At 76.2% G+C, this 26,681-nt stretch carries 20 protein-coding genes; 6 read left to right on the plus strand and 14 right to left on the minus strand.

The genetic code is table 11. The annotated features are described in order from the left end of the window. Positions 1-510: an RrF2 family transcriptional regulator gene (locus tag ACVMYR_RS11635; RefSeq protein WP_431894035.1), complete on the plus strand. Its 510-nt coding sequence runs from the start codon at positions 1-3 to the stop codon at positions 508-510. Between the two features lie 107 nt (positions 511-617). Here the strand turns inward: ACVMYR_RS11635 and ACVMYR_RS11640 are convergent, their stop codons facing one another. The 7 genes from ACVMYR_RS11640 to ACVMYR_RS11670 all read right to left on the minus strand — a co-directional run bounded on the left by ACVMYR_RS11640 (position 618) and on the right by ACVMYR_RS11670 (position 12,116). Then, the gene (locus ACVMYR_RS11640) at positions 618-839 is read right to left on the minus strand and encodes a hypothetical protein (protein WP_043965817.1); all 222 of its coding nucleotides are present in this window, start codon (positions 837-839) and stop codon (positions 618-620) included. 222 nt (positions 840-1,061) lie between these two features. Then, complete coding sequence (locus ACVMYR_RS11645) at positions 1,062-2,474, minus strand: DEAD/DEAH box helicase (RefSeq protein ID WP_457121806.1); 1,413 nt, start codon at positions 2,472-2,474, stop codon at positions 1,062-1,064. A gap of 197 nt (positions 2,475-2,671) precedes the next feature. Further along, positions 2,672-2,875: a cold-shock protein gene (locus tag ACVMYR_RS11650; RefSeq protein ID WP_043965813.1), complete on the minus strand. Its 204-nt coding sequence runs from the start codon at positions 2,873-2,875 to the stop codon at positions 2,672-2,674. A 222-nt stretch (positions 2,876-3,097) separates the two neighbouring features. Further along, a complete protein-coding gene (locus ACVMYR_RS11655) occupies positions 3,098-6,595 on the minus strand; it encodes an ATP-dependent helicase (protein ID WP_457121807.1) in 3,498 nt (1,165 codons plus the stop codon). A 37-nt stretch (positions 6,596-6,632) separates the two neighbouring features. Then, entirely contained in the window at positions 6,633-10,511 is a 3,879-nt protein-coding gene (locus ACVMYR_RS11660; RefSeq protein WP_457121808.1) for an ATP-dependent helicase, read from the minus strand. A gap of 170 nt (positions 10,512-10,681) precedes the next feature. Next, positions 10,682-11,227: an LOG family protein gene (locus tag ACVMYR_RS11665; RefSeq protein ID WP_077936745.1), complete on the minus strand. Its 546-nt coding sequence runs from the start codon at positions 11,225-11,227 to the stop codon at positions 10,682-10,684. A gap of 4 nt (positions 11,228-11,231) precedes the next feature. Continuing rightward, positions 11,232-12,116, minus strand: coding sequence for an LOG family protein (locus ACVMYR_RS11670; protein ID WP_077936744.1), 885 nt, complete (start codon positions 12,114-12,116; stop codon positions 11,232-11,234). Between the two features lie 161 nt (positions 12,117-12,277). On the opposite strand from ACVMYR_RS11670, the gene ACVMYR_RS11675 reads away from it, so the two are divergent. Next, entirely contained in the window at positions 12,278-12,445 is a 168-nt protein-coding gene (locus tag ACVMYR_RS11675; protein ID WP_176734749.1) for a hypothetical protein, read from the plus strand. 113 nt (positions 12,446-12,558) lie between these two features. On the opposite strand, the gene dapE is transcribed toward ACVMYR_RS11675, so the two are convergent. Then, positions 12,559-13,632, minus strand: a complete 1,074-nt coding sequence (gene dapE, locus ACVMYR_RS11680; RefSeq protein WP_077936743.1) for a succinyl-diaminopimelate desuccinylase — start codon at positions 13,630-13,632, stop codon at positions 12,559-12,561. A 24-nt stretch (positions 13,633-13,656) separates the two neighbouring features. On the opposite strand from dapE, the gene dapD reads away from it, so the two are divergent. Beyond that, positions 13,657-14,616 (plus strand): 2,3,4,5-tetrahydropyridine-2,6-dicarboxylate N-succinyltransferase, encoded by a 960-nt coding sequence (gene dapD, locus ACVMYR_RS11685; protein WP_457121809.1) that lies wholly within the window; start codon positions 13,657-13,659, stop codon positions 14,614-14,616. A gap of 106 nt (positions 14,617-14,722) precedes the next feature. Here dapD and ACVMYR_RS11690 read toward each other — a convergent pair whose 3' ends face one another. Continuing rightward, positions 14,723-18,058: a S8 family serine peptidase gene (locus ACVMYR_RS11690; protein WP_457122043.1), complete on the minus strand. Its 3,336-nt coding sequence runs from the start codon at positions 18,056-18,058 to the stop codon at positions 14,723-14,725. 190 nt (positions 18,059-18,248) lie between these two features. Here ACVMYR_RS11690 and ACVMYR_RS11695 point away from each other — a divergent pair, with 190 nt between their 5' ends. Then, a complete protein-coding gene (locus ACVMYR_RS11695) occupies positions 18,249-18,806 on the plus strand; it encodes a sugar O-acetyltransferase (protein WP_457121810.1) in 558 nt (185 codons plus the stop codon). A 117-nt stretch (positions 18,807-18,923) separates the two neighbouring features. Beyond that, complete coding sequence (locus ACVMYR_RS11700) at positions 18,924-21,554, plus strand: hypothetical protein (protein WP_457121811.1); 2,631 nt, start codon at positions 18,924-18,926, stop codon at positions 21,552-21,554. 117 nt (positions 21,555-21,671) lie between these two features. Here the strand turns inward: ACVMYR_RS11700 and ACVMYR_RS11705 are convergent, their stop codons facing one another. Genes ACVMYR_RS11705 through fdxA form a run of 5 tightly spaced genes read right to left on the minus strand, consistent with a single transcriptional unit; the run spans position 21,672 to position 25,538 of the window. Beyond that, the gene (locus tag ACVMYR_RS11705) at positions 21,672-22,319 is read right to left on the minus strand and encodes a nucleoside/nucleotide kinase family protein (protein WP_077938417.1); all 648 of its coding nucleotides are present in this window, start codon (positions 22,317-22,319) and stop codon (positions 21,672-21,674) included. Then, complete coding sequence (locus ACVMYR_RS11710; RefSeq protein ID WP_396789135.1) at positions 22,319-22,969, minus strand: SIMPL domain-containing protein; 651 nt, start codon at positions 22,967-22,969, stop codon at positions 22,319-22,321. The genes ACVMYR_RS11705 and ACVMYR_RS11710 overlap by 1 nt, the downstream gene beginning before the upstream one ends. 59 nt (positions 22,970-23,028) lie before the next feature. After that, complete coding sequence (locus ACVMYR_RS11715) at positions 23,029-24,090, minus strand: prephenate dehydrogenase (protein WP_457121812.1); 1,062 nt, start codon at positions 24,088-24,090, stop codon at positions 23,029-23,031. Between the two features lie 9 nt (positions 24,091-24,099). Beyond that, complete coding sequence (dapC, locus tag ACVMYR_RS11720; RefSeq protein ID WP_091277200.1) at positions 24,100-25,215, minus strand: succinyldiaminopimelate transaminase; 1,116 nt, start codon at positions 25,213-25,215, stop codon at positions 24,100-24,102. Next, the gene (fdxA, locus tag ACVMYR_RS11725) at positions 25,212-25,538 is read right to left on the minus strand and encodes a ferredoxin (protein WP_007072862.1); all 327 of its coding nucleotides are present in this window, start codon (positions 25,536-25,538) and stop codon (positions 25,212-25,214) included. Before fdxA ends, dapC begins: the two co-directional genes overlap by 4 nt. 78 nt (positions 25,539-25,616) lie before the next feature. Between fdxA and ACVMYR_RS11730 the strand changes: the two genes are divergently transcribed. Continuing rightward, positions 25,617-26,669, plus strand: a complete 1,053-nt coding sequence (locus ACVMYR_RS11730; protein ID WP_457121813.1) for a GNAT family N-acetyltransferase — start codon at positions 25,617-25,619, stop codon at positions 26,667-26,669. Positions 26,670-26,681 lie beyond the last annotated feature (12 nt).

A 26,681-nucleotide genomic window follows, 5' to 3' on the forward strand; every position in this document is an offset into this window, starting at 1 on the left:
GTGTACGTCTCCGCGCGCAGCGACTACGCGCTCCGGGCCATGCTGGCCGTCGCCGCCACGGCCCACGGCTCGGGCCCCGCGCCCGGCGGCGAACTCGCCAAGGCTGCGGCCCTGGCGGAGAGCCAGGCCATCCCGCTGAGCTTCCTCCAGGGCATCCTGCTCGACCTGCGGCGGGCCGGGCTGCTGTTCAGCCACCGGGGCACCGACGGCGGCTACGCCCTGGCCCGGCCGGCCACCGAGATCAGCGTCGGAGACGTGCTCCGCGCGGTCGGCGGGTCGCTCACCTCGGTGCGCGGCCTGCCGGCCGAGGTCGCCGGCTATCACGGCGTGGCCGCCGGACTGCGCGACGTGTGGCTGGCCGTCGACGGGGCGATCGCCCTGGTGGTGGACCGGACGACCCTGGCCGACCTGCTCACCGGTGAGGGCCGGGAGCCGGCCGCCCGGGACGGGGCCGCGGCGACGGCCGGGGCCGCCGCCGCGCCCGTCGCCGACCCGGTCGGCGGGGCCTGACCGGCCGGTCCACCGGCGAGGCGGTGCCGGCTCAGCGGGCTGGGCGGCACGGGCTCGCCGGCTGGTCGCCGGCCGGCAGCAGCACCCCGGCAGTCGGAGGTGCGGGCTCAGCCGGCGGACCGGTCGGTCACCCCGATGACGGCGCCGGTGAGCTTCGCGTCCGCCCCGTCCGGGTTGTGCAGCCCCACCACCCCGGCGGGCTGTCGGGCACTGCGGGTGGGATGCCACGGCGAGAAGGCCGCCGCCGTGGCGAGCAGCAGCCCCGCCCCCGCGACCGCCAACACCACCAGCAGCTCCCGTGCCGCCCCCGACTCGACGTCGCCCGTCATGGTCTTCCTCCCCCCAGCAAGGCCGGTCCCCACCGGCCGTGTTCCCCCACGGCTAGCATCTTCCACCAGGCGCGCGGGCGACAGTCACCGATCGGACCCGCGCCTGCCTGATTCCCGACTCAGTAGCCTGATTATCGACTCAGCCAGGAACCGGGGCGCGGTCCACGACCGGCGAGTGGGGCAGCCAGGAGCCGGGGCACGGCCCCTCCGGGCGGCGACGGGTCAGGCGGAACGGGGGCGACGCGGGCGACGCGACCGGCCCGACGCGCGGTGCCCGGTGCGTCGCCCGTCACCGCCCGCCGCGTCACGGCCGGCCGGGGTGTCCCCCTGGGCAGCGGCGGAACGGGGCGTGCCGCCGGACGCGGCGGTGCCGTGGGCGGCGCGGGCGGACCGGGAGCCCCGGCCGGATGCCGCCGGGGCGGACCGCTGCGGCGGCGGGGCGACGACGGTCACCGGCACACCCGACGGCTCGCGGGCACCGGTGACCCGGGCCAGCGCCGCCTCCTCGCCCGGGCGGACCTGGGTGGCCTGCGGCCGGATGCCGGCGGTGGCCATCAGCCGGGACACCTCCCGGCGCTGCTCGGGCAGAACCAGGGTGACCACGGTCCCCGACTCGCCGGCCCGCGCCGTGCGCCCACCCCGGTGCAGGTAGTCCTTCGCCTCGGTCGGCGGGTCGACGTTGACCACCATGTCGAGGCCGTCGACGTGGATGCCCCGGGCCGCCACGTCGGTGGCGACCAGCGCGGTCACCTGACCGGTGCGGAACTGCTCCAGGATCCGGGTGCGCTGCGGCTGGGACTTGCCGCCGTGCAGGGCGGCGGCCCGCACGCCCTTGGCCAGCAGCTGGCGGGCCAGCCGGTCGGCGCGGTGCTTGGTGCCCATGAACAGGATGGTGCGGCCCTCGCGGGCCGCGATCCGGGTCAGCGTGGCCGGCTTGTCCTCCGCCTCGACGTGCAGCACGTGGTGGGTCATCGCGGTGACCGTGGCCGTGCCGGGGTCGACGGAGTGCGAGACCGGGTCGGTGAGGAACCGGCGGACCAGCTTGTCCACGCCGCCGTCGAGGGTGGCGGAGAAGAGCATCCGCTGGCCGTCGCCGGCCACCTGCTCCAACAGCTTGGTGACCTGCGGCAGGAAGCCCATGTCGGCCATCTGGTCGGCCTCGTCCAGCACCGTCACGGCCACCTGGTCGAGCCGGGCGTCACCGCGGTTGATCAGGTCGTGCAGCCGGCCGGGGGTGGCCACGACCACCTCGGCGCCGGCGCGCAGCGCGTCCGCCTGCCGCCCCAGCGACAGGCCGCCGACCACGGTGGCGACGCGCAGCCCCAACACCCGGGCGTACGGGGCGAGCGCGGTGGTCACCTGCTGGGCCAGCTCACGGGTCGGCACCAGCACCAGCGCCAGCGGACGCCCGGGGCGGGCGCGGCGGCCGGCGGTGCGGTGCAGCAGCGGCAGCCCGAAGGCGAGGGTCTTGCCCGAGCCGGTGCGGCCCCGGCCGAGCACGTCCCGGCCGGCCAGCGAATCCGGCAGCGTCGCCGACTGGATCGGGAACGGCTCGGTGATGCCCTGCACGGTCAGCTCGGCGAGCAGCGCGGGCGCCAGGCCGGTGGCGGAGAAAGAGGGCAGAACGGTGGTCATGGCAAAGCCTTCCTCGACGCGGCACGTGTCGAGGGAGGGCGCCGGGATGGCGCTGTCGACCGGCGGCCGGGGCCGCCGGGACTCACAAGCACGAACCGAATGGGGTCGTGGCCGGCCCGCCGCACGAGGGGCGGACCGGCCACGTCGTCACGCCCGGAGGGCGCGACGGATGTTACGGGTGGAACGGGTGCCGGAGATCAGAGCGGGCGGATGTTCTCCGCCTGCGGGCCCTTCTGGCCCTGGGTGATCTCGAACTCGACCCGCTGGTTCTCGTCCAGGCTCCGGTAGCCGGAGGTCTGGATCGCCGAGAAGTGGGCGAAGACGTCGGCGCCGCCGCCGTCCGGGGTGATGAAGCCGAAGCCCTTGTCAGCGTTGAACCACTTGACGGTGCCAATTGCCATGTGTTTCGTCTCCTTGACGGAACGTCGGACCCGCACCTGTTGCGGGCCCGAAGAGGAGCGCTCCGCGCGGGATGCGCGAATCGCCTGTCGCTTCTGGTCGCCCCGCCCGGAGAACTCCGGACACAACAAAGAGCGCCTGGGGCCACAATCCGCCAGGCGCACACAGAGTCTCTGGGAACCATAACTGCAACGCAGCAAGGCTAGCACGGATCTTGTCGCCCGTCACCCGGAAATTTCCGGCCGCGCCCCGGCCGCCGGAGCGTCGGCGGTCGTGGCGACGTGGCCGCGGCCGGCCTCCGGCACGCCCGCGACCAGCGCGGTGAGCCCATCGGCGTCCAGCAGGTCCGCCGGGCGGACGGTCACCCCGTCCCGCACGTAGTGGAAGGCCGCGCCGACCCGGTCGACCGGCACCCCGGCCAGCTCGGCCCAGGCCAGCCGGTAGACGGCGAGCTGCACCGCCGCCGCCTCGGCCTCCACCCCGACCGGCTGCCGCCCGGTCTTCCAGTCCACCACGTCGAACCGCCCGCCCGGCCGGGCGAACACCGCGTCCATCCGGCCCCGCACCACCACCCCGGCGATCACCGTGGCGAACGGCACCTCCACCTCCACCGGCACCCGCTGCGCCCACTCGCCGGCCAGGAAGCGCGCCTGCAACTCCGCGAGCGCCTCGTCCGGCGCGGCGTCGGCGTCGGCCGCCCCGGGCAGCTCGTCCACGTCGAGCAGCCGGTCCGCGCCGAAGCGCTGCTCCAGCCAGGTGTGGAACGCGGTGCCCCGCCGGGCGTACGGGTTCGGCGCGCTCGGCATCGGCCGGCGCAGGGCGCGGGCCAACTCACCCGGGTCGCGGCGCAGCGCCACCAGCTGGGTGACGGAAAGCTGCCCGGGCAGGACCACCTCGACCGCCCCCGCCCCGGCAACCAGCTCGGCCCGCTCGGCGAGGAGCAGGTCGGCCTCCCGCCGCCAGCGCGCCACCTCCGGGTCCTCGGCGACGACCGGCCCCCGCTCGTCGCCGGCGCGGCCGGAGCGTCCACCCGGGACGGGGGCCTCGCCGCCGGGGGCGGCCGGGCCTGCACCCGGGGCGATCGGTTCTGCGTCCGGGTCGGCGAGGAAACGGCGCACCAGCGCGGCGGCCTCGGCCAGCGCCGGACGACGCCCGCCCAGCGGATCGGCCGGCCACTCGGCGCGCAGCACCACCTTCGTGGTCGGGTTCACCGCGTCACCGGCCGGCTCCGGGGCCCACCGGTCCACCAGCAGCCCGTCGCCGCCGCCGGAGCACGCGTCGTACACCTCCCGCAGGAACGCCGACGGGCCGCGCGGGCGCTTCGTCCCCTCGCCCCACCAGTAGCCGGAGCAGAGCAGCAGCCGCCGGGGGCGGGTCACCGCCACGTACGCCAGGCGGCGCTCCTCCCGCTCGTCGTGCGCCCGCCACGCGTCGGTGAAGTCGGCCAGCGCCCGCGCCACCGCGCGCTGGTCGGCGGCGTCGGCCAGGCCCAGCTCGGGCAGCCCGTCGGCGTCCCCGCGCAGCGGGAACGGCAACACCCCCAGCCCGCCCAGCCAGTGGTCGGAGTTGCGCACCGGCCCCGGCCAGACGCCCCGGCTCAGGCCGGCGACCGCCACCACGTCCCACTCCAGGCCCTTCGCGGCGTGCGCGGTGAGGATCTGCACCGCGCCGTCGACCACCTCCACCTCGCCCGGGGCGAGGCCGCGCTCCTCGTCCTCGGCGGCGGCCAGGTAGGCGAGGAACCCCGACAGGGTCGCCGCCGGGGACTCACCGCTGAACCGGGCCGCCACGTCGCCGAGGGCGTCCAGGTGGCCCCGGGCCAGGCCGGCGTCGCCGGTGCCGTCCCGGCCCGCCCGCACCGCCACCTCCACGTCCAGGCCGATGGTCCGCTCCACGTCCGCGATCAGCTCCGGCAGCGTCTGGTCCAGCCGGTAGCGCAGCAGGGCCAGCTCCTCGCCGTACGCGCGCAGCCGCGCGTACCCCTGGTCGGAGTACGCCTGGGCCGGCCCGAGGTCGGCCAGCGCCTCCACGAGGGTGGCCTCGTCGAGCAGGTCCACGGCGACCTCCGGCTCGTCCCCGGCGGCGAGCCGGCGACGCTGGGCGGCGATCGACCGGGCCCGCCGGTGCAGGGCCACCAGGTCGCGCGGCCCGATCCGCCAACGCGCCCCGGTGAGCAGCCGCAGCAGCGCCGCCCCGTCGGTCGGGTCGGCCAGCACCCGCAGGGTGCACACCACGTCCCGCACCTCGGGGGTGTCCAGCAGCCCGCCCAGCCCCACCACCTCGACGGGCAGCCCCCGGGCGCGCAGCGCCGTGGCCAGCGCCGGGATCTGGCTGCGCAGCCGCACCAGCACGGCGGTGGTGGGCCGCAGCGGCACCGGTACGTGCTCGGGCAGCGCGCCCGGCATCCCCGCCGCCCCCCGCCACGCCGCGAGAACGCTGTCGGCGATCCAGTCGGCCTCGTCGGCGTACGTCGGCAGGAGAGCGCAGTGCACGGTGCCGGCGGCCAGGCCACCCGGCGTGCGGTGGCCGATCGGGTCGGCGACGCTGAGCGCGGCGCGCAGCTCCGGCACCCGGGCCCCCGCCGCCCGCAGCGGCGTGGCCAGGGCGTTCGCCACCCCCAGGATCTCCGGGCGGTTACGCCAGCTCGTGGTGAGCCCCAGCACAGCGGCGGGCGTGCCGTCGACGCGGGCGAACTCGGCCGGGAAGCGGTCCAGGGTGCCCGCGCTGGCCCCGCGCCAGCCGTAGATGGACTGGCAGGGATCGCCGACGGCGGTCACCGGGTGACCGCCGCCGAACAGCGCGTTGAGCAGCACCACCTGCGCGTGGCTGGTGTCCTGGTATTCGTCGAGCAGCACCACCCGGAACCGGTCCCGCTCGATCGCCCCGACCGCCGGGTGGTCCCGGGCCACCCGGGCCGCCCGGGCGAGCTGGTCGGCGAAGTCCATCGCCTCGAAGTCGTCCTTGCGCCGGCCGTACGCGCGGACCAGCGGCAGCAGCTTCAGCCGGGTCTGCTGCAGGGCGAGCGCTTTGCGCACGTCGGCGTAGACCCGGCCGGGGCGGGACTGCACGTCGGCGAAGAACCGGCCCGTCCAGGCGGCCAGGGCGTCCGGGTCGACCAGGTGCTCGTCCAGCTCGCCGGCCAGGGCCAGCACCGCGTCGGTGATCGTGCTGGGCATCCGGTCCACGCCGGTCATGTCGCCGTCGTAGTTGCGCACCAGCAGGTCCACGAGCTGCCAGCGGGACGCCTCGGTGAGCAGCCGGGTGGTCGGCTCGTACCCGGCGCGCAGCCCGTGCTCGGTGACGATCCGCCCCGCGTACGAGTGGTAGGTGGACACCGTCGGCTCGCCGGCCAGCGGGTCGTCGAGCGGGTCACGGCCCCGCCGCCCCAGCCGGCGCACCAACTGGTCGAGCCGGGTACGCACCCGGTGCGCCAGCTCGCCGGCCGCCTTGCGGGTGAACGTCAGGCCGAGGACCTGCTCCGGCCGGACGTACGCGTTGGCCACCAGCCAGACCACCCGGGCGGCCATCGTCTCGGTCTTGCCCGAGCCGGCCCCCGCGACCACCAGCAGCGGCTCGACCGGCGCGGCGATGATCGCGGCCTGCTCCCGGGTGGGCGCGGGCAGCCGGAGCAGCTTCGCCAGCTCGACCGGCGTGTAGCGGGGGCCGGAGTCGGCGGCCCGGGGCGCCGGGGTGGCGGCGCTGAACAGGGCGGGCTGGGTCACGGGAGGTCCTCAGTTCGCGACTGCGCGACTCGCAAGCTCACTCTGGCTGCTCCCGGCGGAGGGTCGGCGGCTCGACCACCTGGCGCCCCTGCCCGGACACCGGGCAGCTCGTGCGCACCGGGCAGACCCGGCACTTGGAGTTGGCGACCGCGGCGAAGGTGGCGGCGGCCATCGTATCGGCGGTGCGCCGGACCAGCGCGGTCGCCCAGCCGGCCGCCGGCCCCTGCCCCGCCGCCGGCTGGCTCTGCTCCCGGGCGTCGCGCGCCCCCGTGCCGAGCTGCACCAGGGCCGCCCCGCCGGACTCGTCGCCGTACTCGGCGAACGCCCCCGCCTCGACCGCCGCCTGGTACGCCCCGAGCTGCGGGTGCTCGCCGATCTCCCGCTCGGTGACCACGGTGGACTTGCCGGTCTTCAGGTCGACCACCACCAGCCGGCCGTCGGCGTCGACCTCCAGCCGGTCGACCCGGCCGGTCAGCTCGACGGGCCGCTGCGGGTCGTCCAGGCGCACGGCGAACTCGTGCTCGATGGCCAACAGCCGGCGCGGGTTGCCCGCCAGCCAGCGCAGCAGCTTGTCCACCATCGCCTCGGCGCGTTCCCGCTCGGGGCCCACCATCCACCGGGCGGCCAGCTCGATCGCGTCGAACCGGGCCGCCACGTACTCCAGCAGCGCCGACCGGTCGGCGCTGGCGTCCTCGGCGAGCATCGCGGCGGCGTGCACCAGGTTGCCCACCCCCTGCGCGGCGCTGGCCGGGCCGCTGCCGCCGTGCCGCTCCAGCAGCCAGCGCAGGCTGCACCGCAAAGCGCTCTCCATGCCCGACGGGGTGACCCGCACCGGCTCCCCCTCGTCGACCAGCGGCCGGTCGTCGGAGAGGCCGCGCAGCCCCCACCAGTCGTCGGGGTGCGCGCCGGACACCCCGGCGGCGGCGAGGCGGGCCAGCTCGGCCGCCGCCGCGCTGCGCCGGTGGTAGGGCGCGGCCGGGTCGGCCACGGCGGTACGCAGCTCCGCCACCAACGCCGGCAGGGTCAGCGCCCGGGGCGGCCCGGCCACCGGCAGACTCCCCCGGCCGGGCTCCGCACCGCCGTCGGCCGGCGTGCCGGCCCCCGCCTCGCCGCCCGCATGGCTGCCGCTCGCCACAGGGGTGGCCCCCGCTTCGCCGCTCGTCGCAGGGCCGGTGTCGCCACCGCCGTCCGGGCCGCCGTCGGGGGCCGGGCCGGCGGAGTCGCCGCCCGGCGGCGGGGTCGGGTCCAGCTCGTACAGGAACCGGCTGGGCTGCTCCTCGTGGTCGTCGCCGCCCACCGCGGCCGAGGCGACCGCGCTGACCAGCAGCCGGCGGCGGGCCCGGGTCACGGCCACGTGGAAGAGCCGGCGCTCCTCGTCGAGCAGGGCGGAGGTCTGCCCGACGAGGACCGCCCGCCCGCCGTCGCCCGGGCCCCGACCACCGTGGCCGCCGTCGCCCGGAGCGTGCCCACGGCGGCCGCCGTCGCCGGCGGCCCGCCCGGTCTGGCCGATGGTGTACCCGCCGATGTCGTTCCCGCCGGCGTCGCGGCCGGCGAGCACGTCCACCAGTCGCTCGGAGCCGAGCAGGCTGCCGCGCAGCCGCAGGTCCGGCCAGACGCCCTCCTGCACCCCGGCGACGGCGACCAGGTCCCACTCCAGCCCCTTCGCCGCGTGCGCGGTGAGCAGCCGGACGGCCTCCCCCCGGTCCGCCGTCGGCGCCAGGGTGTCGGCCGGCAGATCCTGGCCGAGCACGTGGTCGAGGAAGACCTCGGTGCGCGCACCGGGCAGCCGGTCGGCGAACCGGGCCGCCGCGTCGAAGAGCACCAGCACGGCGTCGAGATCCCGGTCGGCGGCCTCGGCCCGCCACCGCCGCGCGGTCTCGTGCTCCCCGGTCGCCGCCCGGCCGAGCGCGATCGCGCCCGCCCAGCGCTCGGCCAGCCCGCTGGCGTCCCACACCGCCCAGAGCACGTCCTCGGCGGTGGCACCCGGTCGCTGGGCCGCCTCCCGGGCGATCGCCAGCAGCCCGGCCACCGCCTGCGCCGGCTCCGCCCAGTGCCGGTCGATCCCGGACAGCTCCTCCGGGTCGCGCAGCGCGTCGACGATCAGCTCACCGGAGGGGCGGCGGTCACCGACCGCCAGGGCGAGCGCCCGCAGCCCCTGGCGCAGCCGCCGCTCGGCCAGCGGGTCGGCCCCGCCCAGCGGCGAGTGCAGCAGCGCCACCGCCGCCTCCTCGTCCAACCGGGCCGGCTCCAGGGCGCAGCGCAGCAGGAGCAGCAGCGGGGCGACCGCCGGCTGGAGGTGCAGCGGCAGGTCCTCGCCGTGCACCACGGTCGGCACCCCGGCCGTGTGCAGGGCCCGGCGCAGCGCCGGCAACTGCCGGGCCGTCGAGCGCACCAGCACCGCCATCCGCGACCACGGCACCCCGTCGAGCAGGTGCGCGGCGCGCAGCGCCTGGGCCAGCCAGGCGGCCTCGCTGGTGGCCGAGCGGAAGGTGCGCACCTCCACCGTGCCGGGCGGGGCGTCGGGCAGCGGGCGCAGCCGCCGGTGGGCCGCCGGACCACGCAGCCGGCCGGCGAGCCGCCGGGTCGCGGCGATCAGCCCCGGCCCCGCCCGGTACGACGTGGTCAGCACGACCTGGGCGGCCGGCGCCCCGGAGGCGGTGCGGAAGCGGTGCGGGAAGGCGGCCACCCCGGCCGGGTCGGTGCCCCGGAACGCGTACGTGGCCGAGTCGGGGTCGGCGAACGCGACCAGGGACTTGCCGCCGCCGGCCAGCACGGCGAGCAGGTCGAGCTGGGCGGGGTCGGTGTCGGCCAGCTCGTCGACGTAGACGTGGGCGAGGCGGCGGCGCTCGGCGTCCAGCAGCCCCGGGTCGTCGAGCAGCAGGCCGGTGGCGGCCCGGACCAGCTCCGCCGGGTCGTACGCGACCGAGCCACGGTTGCTGACGTCGCGCAGCGCGAGCACGGCCACGTACTCCCGCAGGAAACGCGCGGCGGCCGGCCAGTCGGCGCGGCCCAGCCGCTCGCCCAACCGGGCCAGCTCCACCGGGCCCACCCCGCGCTCCGCCGCCCGCATCAGCAGGTCGCGGAGCTGGGCCGCGAACGCCCGGGTACGCAGGGCCGGCCGCAGGTCCTCCGGCCAGCCGACCGGGTCGTCGTCGGGCTCCTCGCCGACCACGTCCAGCAGCTCCCGGATGATCAGATCCTGCTCGGGACCCGTGAGCAGGCGCGGCGACGGCTCGCCCCGTTCGGCGGCGGCCCGGCGCAGCAGCCCGTAGGCGTACGCCGGGAAGGTGCGCACCAGCGGCTCGCGCAGCACCCGCTGCCCGTCGCCGGCCACCCGGGCCTCGATCCGGCGGCGCAGGTCGGTGGCCTGCCGCCGGCCGAAGGTGAGCACCAGGACCCGCTCCGGGTCGACCCCCTCGGCCACCCGGGCGGCGACCGCCTCCACCAGCACGCTGCTCTTGCCGGTGCCCGGCCCACCGACGACCAGCATCGGCCCGTCGGTGTGCGCCACGACCTCGGCCTGCACCGGGTCGTCCCGCCACCCGTCGCCCCACGCCAGCCCCGCCGCGCCACCCCGCACGCCGTCGCCCGGCGGTGTGTCATCGTCTTGCCGCGTGTCATCGTCTTGCCGCACGTCGACGTCCTGCCGCAGGTCAACGCGCTGCCGCAGGCCAACGGGCTGCCGAACGTCGTCGCCCGGCCGCACGCCAACGCCCTGCCGCGCGCCGTTGTCGAACCCGCCGTGACCGGTCTGCCCGCCGTGGTCGGCCTGCGCGCCATCGCCGCCCGGCCCGCCGGCCCGCCGCTCCCGCCCGGCCGCCCCTTCGGGCCGACCGTCCCCCAACGCCGCCCCGTCGGACCGGCGGTCCCCCCGGGCCGCCTCGACAGGCCGGCGCACCAGCCGGTACGCCTGCATCCCCCCATCCCACCACGCCCCACCGACACTCACCCCACCCCGTGCCTCCCCGCCCCGCTCCGCCTCCTCCCACCCCCGCCCCGGCCCCTCCCTCCGCAGCCTCGCCCTGCGGGGGGGCGGGAGGAGGCGGGGTGGAGCAAGGGGCAAGGGGCAAGGGGCAAGGGGGCGGGTCAGGGGAGGTGGGATTCCAGGGTGGTCAGGGCGGCGGGGATGGTGTCGGCCACCAGGAGGAGGTCCTGGCCCGCCGGCTTGAGGAAGTGGCGGTCCGTGAGAGTGGTGAGCCAGTCGAGCAGGGGGCGGTAGAAGCCGTCCGCGTCGACCAGCACCATCGGCTTGGTGTGCAGTGCGAGGGTGGCGGTCGTCCAGACCTCGAACAGCTCGTCCAGGGTGCCCAGCCCGCCGGGCAGGGTGAGGAAGGCGTCCGACTTCTCGATCATCAGCGTCTTGCGGTCGGCCATGCTGGCGGTGACCAGCAGCTCGTCCGAGGCGAGGTCGGCGACCTCCAGGTCGACCAGGGACTGCGGGATCACCCCGACCGTGCGGCCGCCGGCCGACCGGGCACCGTCCACCACCGCCCCCATCATCCCGACGCAGCCGCCGCCGCTGACCAGGGTGTGCCCGCGCCGGGCGATCTCCCGGCCGGTCTCGGCGGCGAGGTCCAGCCAGCGCTGGTCGAGGGTGCGGGAGGACGCGCAGAACACGCAGATCGCGGCCACCGGCTCAGCCCTCCCGGGCCTGGTCGGCGGCGGCACCCTCGGCAGCGGCCCGCTGGTCGGCCTCGGTGCGCGCGACCGCCTCCTCGCGGATCGCCTCCTGCTCGGCGGAGAGGGCCGCCTCGGCGGCCACGATGTGCCGCACGGCGGCGTCCACGTCGTCGGTGAGGCAGATCAGCTCCAGGTCGACCGGCCCGATCTTGCCGTCGGCGGCCATCGTGTCGCGCAGCCAGTCGAGCAGGCCCCGCCAGTAGTCCGTGCCCATCAGCACCACCGGGAACCGGGTGACCTTGCCGGTCTGCACCAGCGTCAACGCCTCGAACAGCTCGTCCATGGTGCCGAACCCGCCGGGCAGCACCACGAACGCCTGGGCGTACTTGACGAACATGGTCTTGCGGGCGAAGAAGTAGCGGAAGTCGATGGCCAGGTCGACCCAGTCGTTGAGGCCCTGCTCGAAGGGCAGCTCGATGCCGAGCCCGACGGAGAGCCCGCCGGCCTCGCTGGCGCCCCGGTTGGCCGCCTCCATCACGCCCGGCCCGCCGCCGGTGATCACGGCGTAGCCCGCGCGGGCCAGGGCGGCGCCCAGTTCCTCGGCCAGCCGACACTCGGGGCTGTCCGGCTTGCTGCGGGCAGAGCCGAAGACGCTGACCGCGGGCGGCAGGTCGGCCAGGGTGTCGAAACCCTCCACGAACTCGGACAGGATGCGCAGCGCCCGCCAGGCGTCCTTCGTCTTCCAGTCGCCACGGCCGCGCGAGTCCAGCAGCCGCTGGTCGGCGGTGCTGGTCGGGATCGCGCCGCGACGCAGCGTGACCGCGCCCCGGTGCCGCTCCCGCCCCGGCTCGCGGGCCGGACCGCGCCCGCTGCTGTCGCTCCTGGCAGCCCTGTCACTCATGGAAGCAACCGTAGTGGAGGGGCGGTAGCGGGGTGCGGCGCCCGCACCAGGGGCGGGTCGGAGAAATTTCCGCGACCAGGGCAACTAATTCGCTCGCCCGTACGTCTTACCATTCATATACCGGGTATGCCCCGGCACGCGCCTTCGGGGGAGGAGCCAGCGTGATCAGCAACAGCGAGATGATCCGGATCCGTCGGCAGATGCAGCGGCGGATCCGGGACGTGGTGGCCGAGCGCCGCCGCGCCCGGCAGATGGAAGCCCCCGTCGCCGACCTCACCGGCGACCCGACCGACACCCGCCCCGAGTCGTCCCTGACCCCGACCGCCTGACCGACCGACGCACGTCGCCGGGGCGGTCCGCCCACCGCAGCGCGGTGCAGCGGGCCGCCCCGGCGCGTCCGCGCCGGCTCCCGTGCGCTCAGGCCGCGCCGGCCCCGGGGCGCTCAGGCCGGGGCGAGCCAGCGGTGCAGGGTCGCCGCGCCGTCGCGGATCTTGCCGATCTCGACGTGCTCGTCGGGGTGGTGGGCCAGGTTGGGGTCGCCCGGGCCGAAGTTGAGCGCGGGGATGCCCATCGCGGCGAACCGGGCCACGTCCGTCCAGCCGAGCTTGCCGATCGGCGCGGCGCCCACGGCGGCCAGGAACTCCTTCGCCGGGGCCGCCTCCAGCCCGGGCGCCGCCCCGGCGGCCACGTCGGTCACCCGCAGCTCGAAGCCGTCGAAGACCTCGCGCAGGTGCGCCTCCGCCTCGGCCGGCGTCCGGTCGGGCGCGAACCGGTAGTTGACCTCGATCTCGCACCGGTCGGGCACCACGTTGCCGGCGACGCCGCCGCTGATCCGCACCGCGTTCATGCCCTCGCGGTAGTCGCAGCCGTCGATGGTGACGCGCCGCGCCTCGTACGTCGACAGGCGGCGCAGCACCTCGCCCGCGCCGTGGATGGCGTTCACCCCGTGCCAGGAGCGCGCCGAGTGGGCCCGTACGCCGGTGGTGGTCACCACCGACCGCATGGTCCCCTGGCAGCCGGCCTCGACGATGCCGTACGTCGGCTCCAGCAGCACGGCGAAGTCCGCCTGGAGCCACTCCGGGTGCGCCTCGGCGACGAGGAAGAGCCCGTTGTATTTGGACTCGATCTCCTCGGCCTCGTAGAAGAAGTACGTCACGTCGTATCGCGGGTCGGGCAGGGTGACCGCCAGGTGCAGCGCGTACGCGACGCCGGACTTCATGTCGGAGGTGCCGCAGCCGTACATGAGGTCGCCGCGCATGGTCGACGGGAAGTTGTTGTTCAGCGGCACGGTGTCCAGGTGCCCGGCGAGCACGACCCGGGAGGCCCGCCCCAGGTCGGTGCGTGCCATCACGGTGTTGCCGTGCCGGAACGTGGTCAGGTGCGGCACCCCGCGCAGCACCTCCTCGACGCAGTCGGCGATGGCCTTCTCGTGGAGGGAGACGGACTCTATGTCGACCAGTGCACGGGTCAACGCCACCGGATCGGCGAGGACCTCGGGGGTCAGCGGGTTCTCCATGGTTCGCACGGTACCGTCACAGGCGTGACGACTGCACAGCCTGCGTGGGGCATCGGCCTGGCCACGATCACCGCTGACGAGCAGGTGCTCGACACCTGGTATCCGACGGGCAAGCTGGGGCTCGGCGAGCTGCCGCTGGTCCCGGGCGAGGACGAGGCGGACGTGCTGGACCTGCCGCCGGGGGCGGTCGGCGAGAGGACGCTGCCGGGGCTGCGTACGGTCCAGGTGGTCACCGTGATCGGCTCGCTGGACGACCCGATCAAGGACGCCGCGGACGCGTACCTCAGGTTGCACCTGCTGTCCCACCGCCTGGTGCGGCCCAACGAGCTGAACCTCGACGGCATCTTCGGCAAGCTGGCGAACGTGGCCTGGACGTCGGCCGGGCCGTGCCCGCCGGAGCGGGTTGACGAGCTGCGGGTGATCGAGCGGGCCGCCGGCCGCCACCTGGCCGTCCACGGGGTGGACAAGTTCCCCCGGATGACCGACTACGTGGTGCCCTCCGGGGTGCGGATCGCCGACGCGGACCGGGTGCGGCTCGGCGCGCACCTGGCCGCCGGCACCACGGTCATGCACGAGGGCTTCGTCAACTTCAACGCCGGCACGCTGGGCACCTCGATGGTCGAGGGGCGGATCGTGCAGGGCGTGGTGGTCGGCGACGGCTCCGACATCGGCGGCGGCGCGTCGATCATGGGCACCCTCTCCGGCGGCGGCACCGACCGGGTGCGCATCGGCGAGCGGAGCCTGGTCGGCGCGAACGCCGGCGTCGGCATCTCGCTCGGCGACGACTGCGTGGTGGAGGCCGGCTGCTACATCACGGCGGCCTCGAAGATCACGCTGCCGGACGGCCGGGTGGTCAAGGCCCGCGAGCTGTCCGGGGTGGACGGGCTGCTGTTCTGGCGCAACTCGGTCACCGGCGCGCTGGAGGCCCGCCCGCGCACGGGCCGGGGCATCGAGCTGAACGCCGCCCTGCACGCCAACGACTGACGCCCCGCGCGGGGCGACGGGCGACGGCGGCCTGCGCGCCGACGGGCGACGGTAGGGACGCACGTCCGGGCCCGGCGGGATGGGACCGCCGGGCCCGGACGCCGGCTCACTTCAGCCGGTACGCCTGGATGATCCGCGTGGTCACCGTGTTGCCGGCGGTGTCCTTCGCGGTGGCGCGCAGCGACGCGTAGCCGGTGCCCGCCGGGTGGTGCAGCGTCGCCACCCAGCCGGCGCCCTGGCGGCGCAGTTCCGCCTTGCGCCAGGTCTTGCCGCCGTCGTAGGAGGCGTCGACGGTCAGCGAGGCCACCTTCGCCGGCGGCGCGCCCTCCTGCGGTTCGACCCGCACCGGCACGGTGAAGGTGCGGCCGGCCGGGGCGCTGTTGTCGGCGGCCAGCGCCGGGGCGAAGCGCACCGCCGCCGCCGGCTGCGGCACGAACTCGTCACCGGCGGCGTGCTTCGAGCGGAACGTCCACGCGGCGGTCACCTCGGTGCTCAGGTCGGCGATGTCGCGCGTGGCCAGGGTCTCCACCCGGTAGTTCGCCGCGCCCGGGGGCACCTCGAACTCGCCGTAGCCGGGGTATCCGCTCTCGCCGACCAGCTTCCCGTTGCGGTAGAGCCGGGTCCACTGGGTCTCGTTGAGGGACCCGCCGACGTGCCCGGCCGCGTCGCTGTGCACGGCCAGGTCGACCACGATGAGGTCGCCCTGGCGGGTGATCCCCTCGGTCCCCCAGCGCCGCGCCGGGAACGACGGCGCGAACGGGGCCGCGCCCCACGTCTCGTGCCCGGTGCTGCCGGCCCGGTACCTCGTCAGCGGCGACATCAGCAGCGCCTTCACGTCCAGCCAGCCGTCCTCGGTCGGGGTGCCGAAGTCCAGCTCGGTGCTCCAGCTCACGGCGTTGGTGCTGTAGTGCTCGACCCGCTTGCCGGGCACCGCCGTGGGCACGACCAGCGCGGACGTGCCGGTGTTGTACTCCGGCTCGCCGTAGACGATCCGTTCCGCCTCCATCCCCGGGTACGCGTCCCGGAAGGTGTGCACGACGGTGGCGAGGTCCTTGGCGCGGTAGTGCTTGACGAAGCCGGTCGGCAGCCGACCCGGGAACGCCTCCAGCAGCGCGTAGAGGTACGGGCTGCTCTCGGCGTCCGCGTCGACCCACTGGCTGCCGATGGTGGCGACGAAGCGGTCCGGCGTGCTCGCCGGGCCGAGCTGCGCGCTGGTCAGCCCGTCGAAGCCGGAGCTCCACAGGCTGAACGAGTAGATGCTGTCGTCGGCCCCGTAGAAGATCGCGCTCACGTCGACCAGTTCCGCCGTCGCGCCGCGCTGCGGCACCGTGGCCAGCACCGGCTTGCCGGCGCGGGCGTCGAGGGTGAGCTTGACCGGCCCGTCGACGACCAGCTCGGGCCGGGCGAGCAGGGTGGCCCCGGTGGGCTCCCCCGCCTCGTCGGTGGCGAACAGGTAGCTGGCCAGCCCGTAGCGGCCCTTCGGCACGCGCACGGTCGTCGTCGAGACGCCGCCGTAGATGTCGATGGGGAAGGTGAAGCCGTCCAGGTTCATCAGGCTGGTGCCGTAGTCGGTGGTGGGCTTGCCGTCGGCCCCGAGGTGGCTGACGGTGACGTCGTAGCTCTCCACCTCGCGGTGCACGGCGATCGGGGTGACCGCCACGGTGTCGCCGGAGCGGGCGACGACCCGGCCGGTGTGGTAGCCGTCCGGGGCGTCGACCCGGGTGTCGGCGCTGACCTGCACCCCGGCCGTGCCGCCGGCCGGCACGGTGACGCGGGACGCGCCGAGGCGGAACAGACCGGCGGGGGCCGGCTTGCCGTCGGGCCCGGTGGCCTCGATCGTGAGGTCGAGGGTGACCGGGGCGGTCCCGGAGTTGTGCCAGGTGACCGTGCGGTCGAGCACCGGGTCGTCGTCGTGCGGCCACTGCGCCCGGCCGAACGACACGCTCGCCGGGTCGCTGGTGACCTGCTGCCCGATGGCCCGGGCCACGTCGACCCGGCCCGCGCCCTGCTGGTATGCGGTCTGCTCGGGGTGCGGCTTCGCGGCGGCCATGAGGGTGGCCTTCAGCGCGCCGGCCTTCCAGTCGGGGTGCCGCTGGGCGAGCAGCGCCACCGAGCCGGCGACGTGCGGGGTGGCCATGGACGTGCCGGAGGCCGCCACGTACTGGTCGCCGACCGGCTCGCCGAGCGTGGTGCCGGCGGCGCGGGCCGCGACGATGTCCACGCCGGGGGCGGTGATGTCCGGCTTGAGGGCGTCGTCGCCGGTGCGGGGGCCGCGGCTGGAGAAGTCGGCCAGCTCGTCGTCCCGGTCGACCGCGCCGACGGCGAGGGCGGCGTCCGCGCTGGCCGGGGAGCCGACGGAGGCGTCCGTGCCGTAGTTGCCGGCGGCGAGGACGAACAGGGTGCCGGTCTGCGCGGTGAGGGTCTGCACCGCCTCTTCCAGCGGGTCGACCTCCGGGGTGTCCCAGCCGCTGAGGCTCATGTTGACCACGGTGGCCCGCTTGTCGACGGCGGCCCACTGCATGCCGGCGAGGATCGCCGAGTCGGAGCAGCCGTTGTCCTCGCACACCTTGCCGGAGACCAGCGTGGCGTCCGGCGCGACGCCGCGGTACTTCCCGCCGGAGGCCGCGCCGCTGCCGGCGATGGTGGAGGCGACGTGGGTGCCGTGGCCGATCGTGTCGCCCGGCTCGGCGACCTCGCTGAAGTTGCGCGACTCGGCGAGCCGGCCGGCGAGGTCGGGGTGCTCGGCGTCGACGCCGGTGTCCAGCACGGCGACGGTGACGCCCCTGCCGGTGAGACCGGCCGCCCACGCGGTGGGGGCGCCGATCTGCGGCACGCTGTGGTCGAGGGTGACCCGGCGCCTGCCGTCCAGCCAGAGCCGGTCGACACCCCCCGCCGTGTCGACACGGGCCGCCGCCCGGCCGGTGGTCACCGCGCCCCAGACCGTGCCGGCCCGGGCCTTCTCGGCCGTCACGGCCGCGCCCCGGATGGCCGGCAGGTCGCGGGTCACCCGGGTGCCGGCGATGCCGGCGACGGCCCGGCGGGCGTCACCCGGTCGGTACGACACCAGCAGCGGCAGGCTGTCGCGGCGGGCGTCGTCGTAGCCGGCGGCGATCAGCTCGGTCACGTCGAACAGCCGGGGGTCCACCCGGCCGGAGCGCAGCAGGGGCAGGGCGTCCTGTGGCTGCACGGTGACGTGGCCCCGGTCGCGCCGGACCAGGAAGCGCAGCTTGTCGCGCCCCGACCCGGGGCGGATGCTCACCGTGCCGGAGCCGGTGACGGTCACCCGGTCGCCGGTGACCAGGGTGACGGTGGCCGGTCGGCCGGCGACGGGCCCCGCCGGACCGGTGCCGCCGGTCGCGGCGGCGGGCGTCGCCGGTGACCCGGCTGCGGGGGCCGTGGCCGGGGCGGCGGCGGCCGGGCCGGTCAGGGGCGCGGCGAGCACCAGGCCCAGGGCCAGCGCCAGGCTGGCCGGTTTTCTTCCCTTTCGATGCAACTCGATCCTCCTCATGAGGCGTCATCAATGACGGGGTCGCATTGACAGGAGAAGAATTGCATACTCGGTATGCATAGGTGAAGACATAAACGTGACGAACTTCGCACAGAGTCGAGACCCGGCGGGGCATCATCGTCCGATGACCTCCATGAAGGACCGCATGCTGGCCGGCGAGCTCTACCGCGCCGAGGGGCCCGAACTCCTGGCCGACCTGGACCTCGCCGCGCGCCGCAACGAGGCGTTCAACCGCACCTCCACCACCGGCCCCGAGGCCCGCCTGGCCGCGCTGCGCGAACTGCTCGGCTCGGTCGGCGAGGGCACCTCGGTCCGCCCGCCGTTCCACTGCGACTACGGCTGGAACATCCACCTCGGGCCGCGCGGGTTCGTCAACTTCAACGGGGTCTTCCTCGACGTCGCCTCGATCACCATCGGCGCGGACGTCCAGATCGGACCGAACGTGCAGCTCCTGACGGCCACCCACCCCGTCGACCCGGAGCCCCGACGGCAGAAGTGGGAGGCGGCACAGCCGATCACCCTCGGCGACAACGTCTGGCTCGGCGGCGGGGTGATCGTGCTCGCCGGGGTCACCATCGGCGACAACACGGTCGTCGGCGCCGGGGCCGTGGTGAACCGCGACCTGCCGGCGAACGTCGTCGCCGTGGGCAACCCCGCCCGGGTGGTACGCCCCATCGGCTGAGCGACCGAAGATCCGGTCAACACGGCGCTTACCTGCGAAAACATCTCGCCCCAGGGGTGGCAGAAGCGAGCCCGGGAGGTGCACTCTGGGTAGTGGAGCCATCACTAGGAGGTACCGATGGCCGGTCGGGTGCTCGAACTACGCGTACACGGGGTGTCCAACACTCCCCCGGACCAGGTGCTCGGCCTGGACCCACAACCCGGCGACGACGGCCCCCGCCCCTGGCTCGTCGCCGGCGACGAGGTCACCGGCTTCTACCGCTCCACCGACGTCGGGCCGGACGACTCGGTGGTCGTCGAGGCGTACAGCTGGGGGCAGTTGACCTCCGGCGCGCGGACCGCGCGGGACGTCGAGCGGGCCCTCTGGACGCTGCTGCTGCCCTTCACCCTGGCCAACGTGGCGCTGCACGCCCGGCCCGGCATCCCGCCCGACCCGGACGAGGAACGCTGGGGCAGCCGGTCCGGGATCACCGCCTGGCTCGTCCGGCTGTTCTGCCTCAGCCTCACCGGGACGCTCGTCCTCGCCGCCACCGGCATCGGCGTGGACCTCGTCGCCTGGCAGTGCGTCGACGAGGAGTGCCTGCGCCGCGTCCCGGGCGTGTGGGAGTTCCTCGCCCACGGCTGGTGGCGGCAGGGCGCGCACTCCCTCGTCGTCGGCCTCGTGATCCCCCTCGGCCTGCTGGCGCTGCTCGGCCTGCTCGCCTGGCGCACCTACCAGTACGAGGCGGAGATGCCCGCCGCGCCGGCCGCCCGTCCGGCCGCCGAACCCTCCCACGACCCGGCCCCGCCCCGCGACCCCGCCGGCGGGCCGCCTCCCGACGACGGCCCCCCACAGGAGCAGGCCGCCAGCGCCAACCCGTTGCAGGACCCCACCTTCTGGTGCGGGGAGGGGCAGCTGCGCCGCGCCGGGGTGCTGCACCTCTGCGTCGGCGCGGTGGTCGCGGTGGCCGTGCCGCTCGGCGCGGTGCTCGCCATGGACCCGCCGCTGGGCGTACGGGCCGCCGTCGCCTGGCCCACCGTGGCGCTGCTCGGCGCGGTGGTGCTGATCGCCGTGGTGGCCCTGGGCCGCCCCTGGCTGAGCCGCCGCGCCGGGGACACCCCCCTCGGCCCGTGGAGCGCGACGGTCATCGTGCTGACCTGCGCCGGGGTGACCGGCACGGTGCTGCTCCTGCTGCTGCCCGACGGCCCGGCCGGCACCCCGCTGGCGCAACTGCGCCCACCCGCCGGGTGCATCCGCGACCCGGCGCAGGCCGGCTGCCTCATCGACCGCTCGCTGCCCGGCTACGACTGGATCATCGCCTGGTACGGCACCGGGCAGGTGCTCCTGCTCGCCGCCATCGGCGCGGTGGCCCGGTCCGGCCGGCGGGCGCTCGCCGCGCCGGTCGCCGCCGCGCTGCTCCTGCCGCTCGGCGTTGCCTGGATCGCCGGCTGGCTGCCCGCCACCCCGCCGGCCCCGCAACGGCTGGACGACTGGATGCTCACCGTCCCCGCGATCGCGCTGGCCGGCGGCGGCCTGCTGCTGCCCCGCACCGGCCCCGCCGCGCCGCCCCGACCCGGGCAGCCGCACGCCGACCTCGCCTGGGGCGGGCGCGGGCCGGCCGTGATCGCCGGGTTCGGCTGGCTGCTCGGCATCGCGTACTGCTCCGGGGTGCTCTACTGGGTCACCGACCGGCTCACCGACGGCAACCCGGCGGGCGGCCGGACCGGGGTGATCCCACCGCTGCCGGTGATGTGGGCCGGCCTCGCCTTCGCCGTCGCCGTGCTCGCCCTGGCCGGCGTCGCGCTCCGCGCCGGCCTGCTGTTCCACCGGCTCCGCTGGCAGGAGTACGCCGCCCTGGTGCCCGCCGACAACACCCTTTCCGCGCACGACCGGCGGCGCTGCCGCGACGTGAGCGCGTACCGGGCGCTGCACCGGCTGGTGGGCGAGCACGCCCTGCGCCTCATCGGCTGGTACGCGGCGGTCGGCGCCGCCCTGGCCACCCTCGGCTCCGCCGCCGCCCTCTCCCACGTCCCGCCGGACGTGACCGCCGTGACCGGCTGGCCGACGGTGGTCAAGGCCGTGGCCGACGCCGGCGACACCCTGCTCGGCTGGCTGCCGGTGGCCATCGCCGCCGTGGGGCTCATGGTCTACCGCAACGACACCGTGCGCCGCTCGGTCGGCGTGCTCTGGGACATCGGCACCTTCTGGCCCCGGGCCGCGCACCCCCTCGCCCCGCCCAGCTACGCCGAACGGGCCGTGCCGGAACTCCAGACCCGCACCGCCGGCCTGCTCGCGCTCGGCGAGCACGACCCCCGCCGGGTCGACGGGATCATCCTCTCCGGGCACAGCCAGGGCGCGGTGATCTGCGCGGCGGTGCTCCTCCAGCTCCCCGCCCGGTGGCGACGGCGGATCTGGTTCTTCTCCTACGGCTGCCAGCTCACCCGGCTGTACGGGCGGATCTTTCCCGCGTACTTCGGGCCGGACCGGCTGCCGGCGCTGGCCGACGCGCTGCGCGGGCCGTCCGGGCGGCCCGGCTGGACCAACTTCTGGCGGGACACCGACCCGCTGGGCTGGCCGGTCACGGCCGGCGAACGGAACCTGCCCGTCCACGACCCGGACGCGCTGCACCCCACCGGCGGGGAGGTCGCCGACCCGCCGATCCGCAACCACAGCGCCTACCCGGACGCCGCCGAGTTCCGCCGCGAGCGGGCCCGGGTGACCTGGCTGCTGCGGCGCGGCGTCCCCTCGCCCCGGCAGGGCGTCGGCTGACCTGCCCGGGCAGGACGTCGGCTGACGTGCCCGGGCAGGTTCCGTTCGCCCGGGGCGACGGTTGGCACGGCGTCGGCCGGACCGCCCGCCGGGGTGCGGTCGGTGCCGCCGCCCCGTTCAGGCCGGCGGCGGGTCGGCCAGCCGGACCACCAGGTCGGCCCGGCCGGCGGTGCCGGCCACCAGGGCCGCGTTGGTCTCGTCGCTGCCCAGCGCCCAGGCCCGCGCCTGCTCCGGCGACCGCCCGTACGCCTCGTGCCGGGCGGTCAGCCGGCGGTGCCGCACGTCGGCGTCCAGGTCCAGGAACCACGCCTCGTGCAGCAGCGACCGCACCTCGTCCCACGGGTAGTCCGGCAGCAGCAGGTAGTTGCCCTCGGTCACCACCAGCCGGACCTCCGGCGGCACCTCGATCGCCCCGGCGACCGGCTCCTCCAGGTCCCGGCGGAACTCCGGCGCCCACACCGAGGTCGGCTCCAGCCGGTGCAGCCGGCGCAGCAGCGACACGTACCCGACCACGTCGAACGTGTCCACCGCGCCCTTGCGCGCGTCCCGGCCGAGCCGGCGCAGCTCCGCCTGGGCCAGGTGGAACCCGTCCATCGGCACCAGCCGGGCCACCCCGCCCAGCTCGGCGACGACCCGCTCGGCCAGCGTCGACTTGCCCGCCCCGGGCGCGCCCGCGATGCCCAGCAGCTGGCGGGGGCCGGCGTCGGCCAGGGCGCGGGCCCGCGCCACCAGCTCCTCGGCGGCCAGCACGTCGGCGGTCGGCATCAGCCCAGCACCGGCTCGGAGATCGTGAACCGGGCCTCCACCGCCGCGTGCACGGACTGCGGCTGCGGGTCCAGGTCCAGCTCCGGCGGGCCGCCGGACTCCCCGCCGCCGCCACCGGCGAACGCGGCGCGGGCGAACATCGGCTGCGGGGCCGCCCCGGTGTCGGCCAACTCCAGCAGGGCGGTCACCCGGGCGCCGAGCGCCTCCGCGTACTCCCGGGCGCGGGCCAGCGCGTCGGCGATCGCGGCGTGCCGGGCGTCGCGGTGGGCGGGGCTGTCCGGCCGCAGCGACCACCACGGGCCGGCGATCTCGACCTGGTCCTGGTCGGCCAGCCGCAGCATCAGCTCGCCCAGCGCGGTGAAGTCGGTGACGGTGACGGTGGTGCCGACGCTGCCGTGCCAGGCCACCACCCGCTCGCCGGAGCGGCGCGTCTGCGGCCACACCCGCAGGTCGCCGGTCTCCCGGCGGTCCACGGCCGGCTCGGCGGCGTCGAGCAGCACCCGCACGGCGGCGGCCCGCTCGGCGAGCCGGCTCAGCACGGCCTCCCGGCTGCGGTCCCGGGCCGTCGCGGTCACCGTGAACCGCGCCAGCTCGGGCGGAACCTCCCGGTACGCCTCGCCGCGCACCGCCACGACCGGTCCGTCCACCATGCTTTCACCCTAAAGGAAGGGCACCCTGTTAACGCATTCTGTAGGGCAGGGGCCCCTTCTTAACACCCGCGGGGCAGGTGGGCGGCGTAGGTGACCGTGACGTCCGTGACCGCGCAGCCGGTCAGGTAGCCGCCGGCCGCACCGAGCGACAGCAGATACGCCAGTTCGCCGTCGGCCGCCGCGCCACGCGCCGCGTCGTCGGCCGCCGCGTCGTCGGGCTCCGCGCCGCGTGGGAGGGTGCGCGGGAAGGTGCGGGGGGCGGCGGCGGGCAGTTCCCGGTCGAGCAGCGCCAGCCGGAGCCCGCGCGCCCGCTGCTGGAGGTCGACCAGGGCCGCCGCGTCGCCGCCGCGCAGCGCGGCAGCATACCGGTCGAGGAGACCGCGCACCCGGTCGAGCTGGGCGAGCACCTGGTCGCGGTTGTTCAGCAGCATGTCCACCGTGCGGGCGGCCGGCGTGCCGACGACGCGGGTGCCGTCGCGGAAGCTGCCGGCGGCCAGCCCCAGCGCGGCGTCGCGCAGGTCGGCCTCCGCCACCGTCGCGGCCAGGGTGCCGGCCAGCAGGTGCGGCAGGTGCGAGGCGAGGGCCGCCGCTGCGTCGTGGGCGTCCGGATCCAGCGGTACGATCCGCGCGCCGAACACGTCCACGAGCAGGGCGGCCAGCGTCCGGAACCGGTCGAGGCCCGCTGCCGTGGGGCAGAGCACCCAGGCCGCCCCGTCGAAGAGGGCGGGGCTGGCGGCGGTCAGCCCGGCGCGCTCCGTCCCCGCCATCGGGTGACCCGGCACGAACCGGCCGGTCAGCCCGTGCCCCGCCGCGTACGCGGCGATCCCGCCCTTGGTGCTGCCGACGTCGGTGAGCACGCAGTCGGTGCCGGTCAGCCCGCCGACGGTGCGCAGGGTCTCCGGCAGGCTGGACAGCGGGCCGCAGAGGAACACCACGTCCCGGTCGCGGACGGCGTCGGCGAGCGCGTCGGGGAAGTCGATCCCCCGCGCGCGGCCCTCCGCCCGGGTGGCGGCGTCCGGGTCCCAGCCGGCGACGTCGACGCCCCGCTCCCGCAGCCGGAGCAGGATCGAGCCGCCGATGAGCCCGGTGCCCACCACCGCGGCCCGGAGACTGTCCACCATCACGTGCCGTCAGGGCTGGGCGAGGCGGGCGGCGACCGCCGCGACGTGCTCGTCGGACTCGGTCAGCGCCGCCCGGACGTGCTGCGCGCCGCCCGGCCCGTAGAACACGCCGGCCGCGACCAGGATGCCCCGGCGGGCCAGCCAGTCGACGGTCGCCCAGCAGTCCTCGCCCCGGGTCAGCCACAGGTAGAGCCCGGCCTCGGAGTGCTCGACGGTGAACCCGGCCCCGGTGAACGCGGCCAGCAGCCGCTCTCGCCGGGCCCGGTAGCGCTCCCGCTGGGCGTCGGCGTGCTCCTGGTCGCCCAGCGCGGCGATCATCGCCGCCTGCACCGGGGCCGGCACGATCATGCCGGCGTGCTTGCGCACCTTCAGCAGCTCCGCCACCAGGGCGGGATCCCCGGCGACGAAGCCCGCGCGGTAGCCGGCCAGGTTGGAGCGCTTGGACAGCGAGTGCACCGCCAGCAGCCCGTCGTACGACCCGCCGCTGACCTCGGGCGCGAGCACCGAGACCGGCTCGGCGGCGGCCGACCAGCCCAGCGGCAGGTAACACTCGTCGCTGGCCACGACGGCCCCCCGCTCCCGCGCCCAGTCGACCACCTTGCGCAGGTGGTTGGCGGGCAGCACCCGGCCGGTCGGGTTGCCGGGCGAGTTGACCCAGACCAGGCGGACCCGGGGGTCGGGGCCGAGCGCGGTCAGCGAGTCGGTGCGCACGGTGGTGGCCCCGGCGATCCGCGCCCCGTCCTCGTACGTCGGGTAGCAGATCGACGGCACCACGACGACGTCACCGGGCCCGAGGCCGAGCAGGGTGGGCAGCCACGCCACCAGCTCCTTGGAGCCGATGGTGGGCAGCACGCCGAGGCCGTCGACGCGCGCGTCGCAGGACCGGGCCACCCACGTCGCGACGGCGTCCCGCAGGGCGGGGGTGCCGGCGGTCAGCGGGTATCCGGGTGCGTCGGACGCGTCGGCCAGGGCCTGCCGGATCACCGGGGGCACCGGGTCGACCGGAGTGCCCATCGACAGGTTGATCGGGCCGTCCGGGTGCGCCGCGGCCAGGGCGGCCGCGGCGTCCAGGGTGTCCCAGGTGAACTCGGGCAGCCGCGACGAGACCGGCGCGGGCCGGTTCAGTGGCCCTCTCCGCGCGGCGGCTGGCCCGCGACGAACGTCGCGTCCTTCTCCACCTTGCCGATCTTCGAGGCGCCACCGGGCGAGCCCAGGTCCTCGAAGAACTCGTAGTTCGCCCCGGTGTAGTCCTTCCACTGCTCCGGGACGTCGTCCTCGTAGAAGATCGCCTCGACCGGGCAGACCGGCTCACAGGCACCGCAGTCGACGCACTCGTCGGGGTGGATGTAGAGCATCCGGTTGCCCTCGTAGATGCAGTCGACCGGGCATTCCTCGATGCATGCCTTGTCGAGCACATCCACGCAGGGCTCGGCGATGATGTAGGTCACCGGTCTTCTCCTCCGCAAGACACGCCGCGATCACCGCGACGGTTAGAGCCTAGTATCTCGCCGGGGAGGGGGTCGATCGTGCTCCGACAGCAGGATGTGGGACACCGGATCGTGGTCCGCCGGATTGTGGGGGTTCGCGAGGGTCGCCCGCTTTTCTCCGATGCCCTCGGCGAGCTGGTCGAGCTGACCGAGACCCACGTCACCCTGGCCACCGACCAGGGCCGGCTGCGGGTGCCGGTGGCCGAGGTGCACCGGGCCAAGCGGGTGCCGCCGGCACGGCGGCCGACCGCCGCCGCCGTCGTGGCGCTGGAGCTGGCCTCCGACGAGGCGTGGCCGGCGCCCACCCGGGGCCGGCTCGGCGACTGGCTGCTGCGCAGCGCGGAGGGCTGGACCGGCCGGGCGAACTCGGCGTTGCCGGTCGGCGACCCGGACCGGCCGCTGCCGGCCGCGCTGGACGCCGTCGAACGCTGGTATGCCGACCTCGGGCAGCCCGCCCTGGTCAACACGCCGCTGCCGCTCGCCGCCCCGGTCGGCGCCGAGCTGGACGCGCGGGGCTGGACCTCCCGGCCGCTGACGCTGGTGCAGACCGCGCCCCTCGCCCCGCTGCGCGCCGGCCCACCGCCCGGCCGCCCCGACACGCCGCCGGACCAGGTCGACGCGCCGCCGGGCCGGCACGGCGAGGTCGAGCCGGGGGCCGGCGCCCCGCCCGCCGCACCGGGCCGCGCCGGCCTGCCGCCGGTGGAGCTGGCCGCCGCGCCGTCCGACGACTGGCTCGCCGTCGCCGCCGGGCGCAAGGGCGGCCTCCCGGACGCCGCCCGCCACGTGCTCACCGCCGTGGGCCAGGTCCGCTTCGCCCACGTGTACGCCGACGGCGTGCTACTCGCCGTCGGCCGGGGCACGGTCACCGGCGACGGCCGCTGGCTCGGGCTGAGCCTGATCGAGGCGCTGCCGCACGCCCGCCGCCAGGGCCTGGCCACCCACGTCGTCCGCGCCCTGGCCGACTGGGGCGCCGCCCTGGGCGCCTCCGGCGCGTTCCTCCAGGTGGAGCAGCGCAACACCCCGGCGGTGACCCTCTACCGACGCCTGGGCTTCACCACGCACCACACCTACCTCACCCGCGTCGCGCCCTGACCCTCGACGGGC

The sequence above is a fragment of the Micromonospora sp. PTRAS2 genome (genome assembly GCF_054052245.1).

Bases quoted from the DNA above. Each gene is read 5' to 3' on its own strand.
- ACVMYR_RS11640 (WP_043965817.1), bottom strand. From the start codon at position 839: ATGACGGGCGACGTCGAGTCGGGGGCGGCACGGGAGCTGCTGGTGGTG.
- ACVMYR_RS11645 (WP_457121806.1), bottom strand. From the start codon at position 2,474: ATGACCACCGTTCTGCCCTCTTTCTCCGCCACCGGCCTGGCGCCCGCG.
- ACVMYR_RS11650 (WP_043965813.1), bottom strand. From the start codon at position 2,875: ATGGCAATTGGCACCGTCAAGTGGTTCAACGCTGACAAGGGCTTCGGC.
- ACVMYR_RS11660 (WP_457121808.1), bottom strand. From the start codon at position 10,511: ATGCAGGCGTACCGGCTGGTGCGCCGGCCTGTCGAGGCGGCCCGGGGG.
- ACVMYR_RS11670 (WP_077936744.1), bottom strand. From the start codon at position 12,116: ATGAGTGACAGGGCTGCCAGGAGCGACAGCAGCGGGCGCGGTCCGGCC.
- dapE (WP_077936743.1), bottom strand. From the start codon at position 13,632: ATGGAGAACCCGCTGACCCCCGAGGTCCTCGCCGATCCGGTGGCGTTG.
- ACVMYR_RS11695 (WP_457121810.1), top strand. From the start codon at position 18,249: ATGACCTCCATGAAGGACCGCATGCTGGCCGGCGAGCTCTACCGCGCC.
- ACVMYR_RS11700 (WP_457121811.1), top strand. From the start codon at position 18,924: ATGGCCGGTCGGGTGCTCGAACTACGCGTACACGGGGTGTCCAACACT.
- ACVMYR_RS11705 (WP_077938417.1), bottom strand. From the start codon at position 22,319: ATGCCGACCGCCGACGTGCTGGCCGCCGAGGAGCTGGTGGCGCGGGCC.
- ACVMYR_RS11710 (WP_396789135.1), bottom strand. From the start codon at position 22,969: ATGGTGGACGGACCGGTCGTGGCGGTGCGCGGCGAGGCGTACCGGGAG.
- ACVMYR_RS11715 (WP_457121812.1), bottom strand. From the start codon at position 24,090: ATGGTGGACAGTCTCCGGGCCGCGGTGGTGGGCACCGGGCTCATCGGC.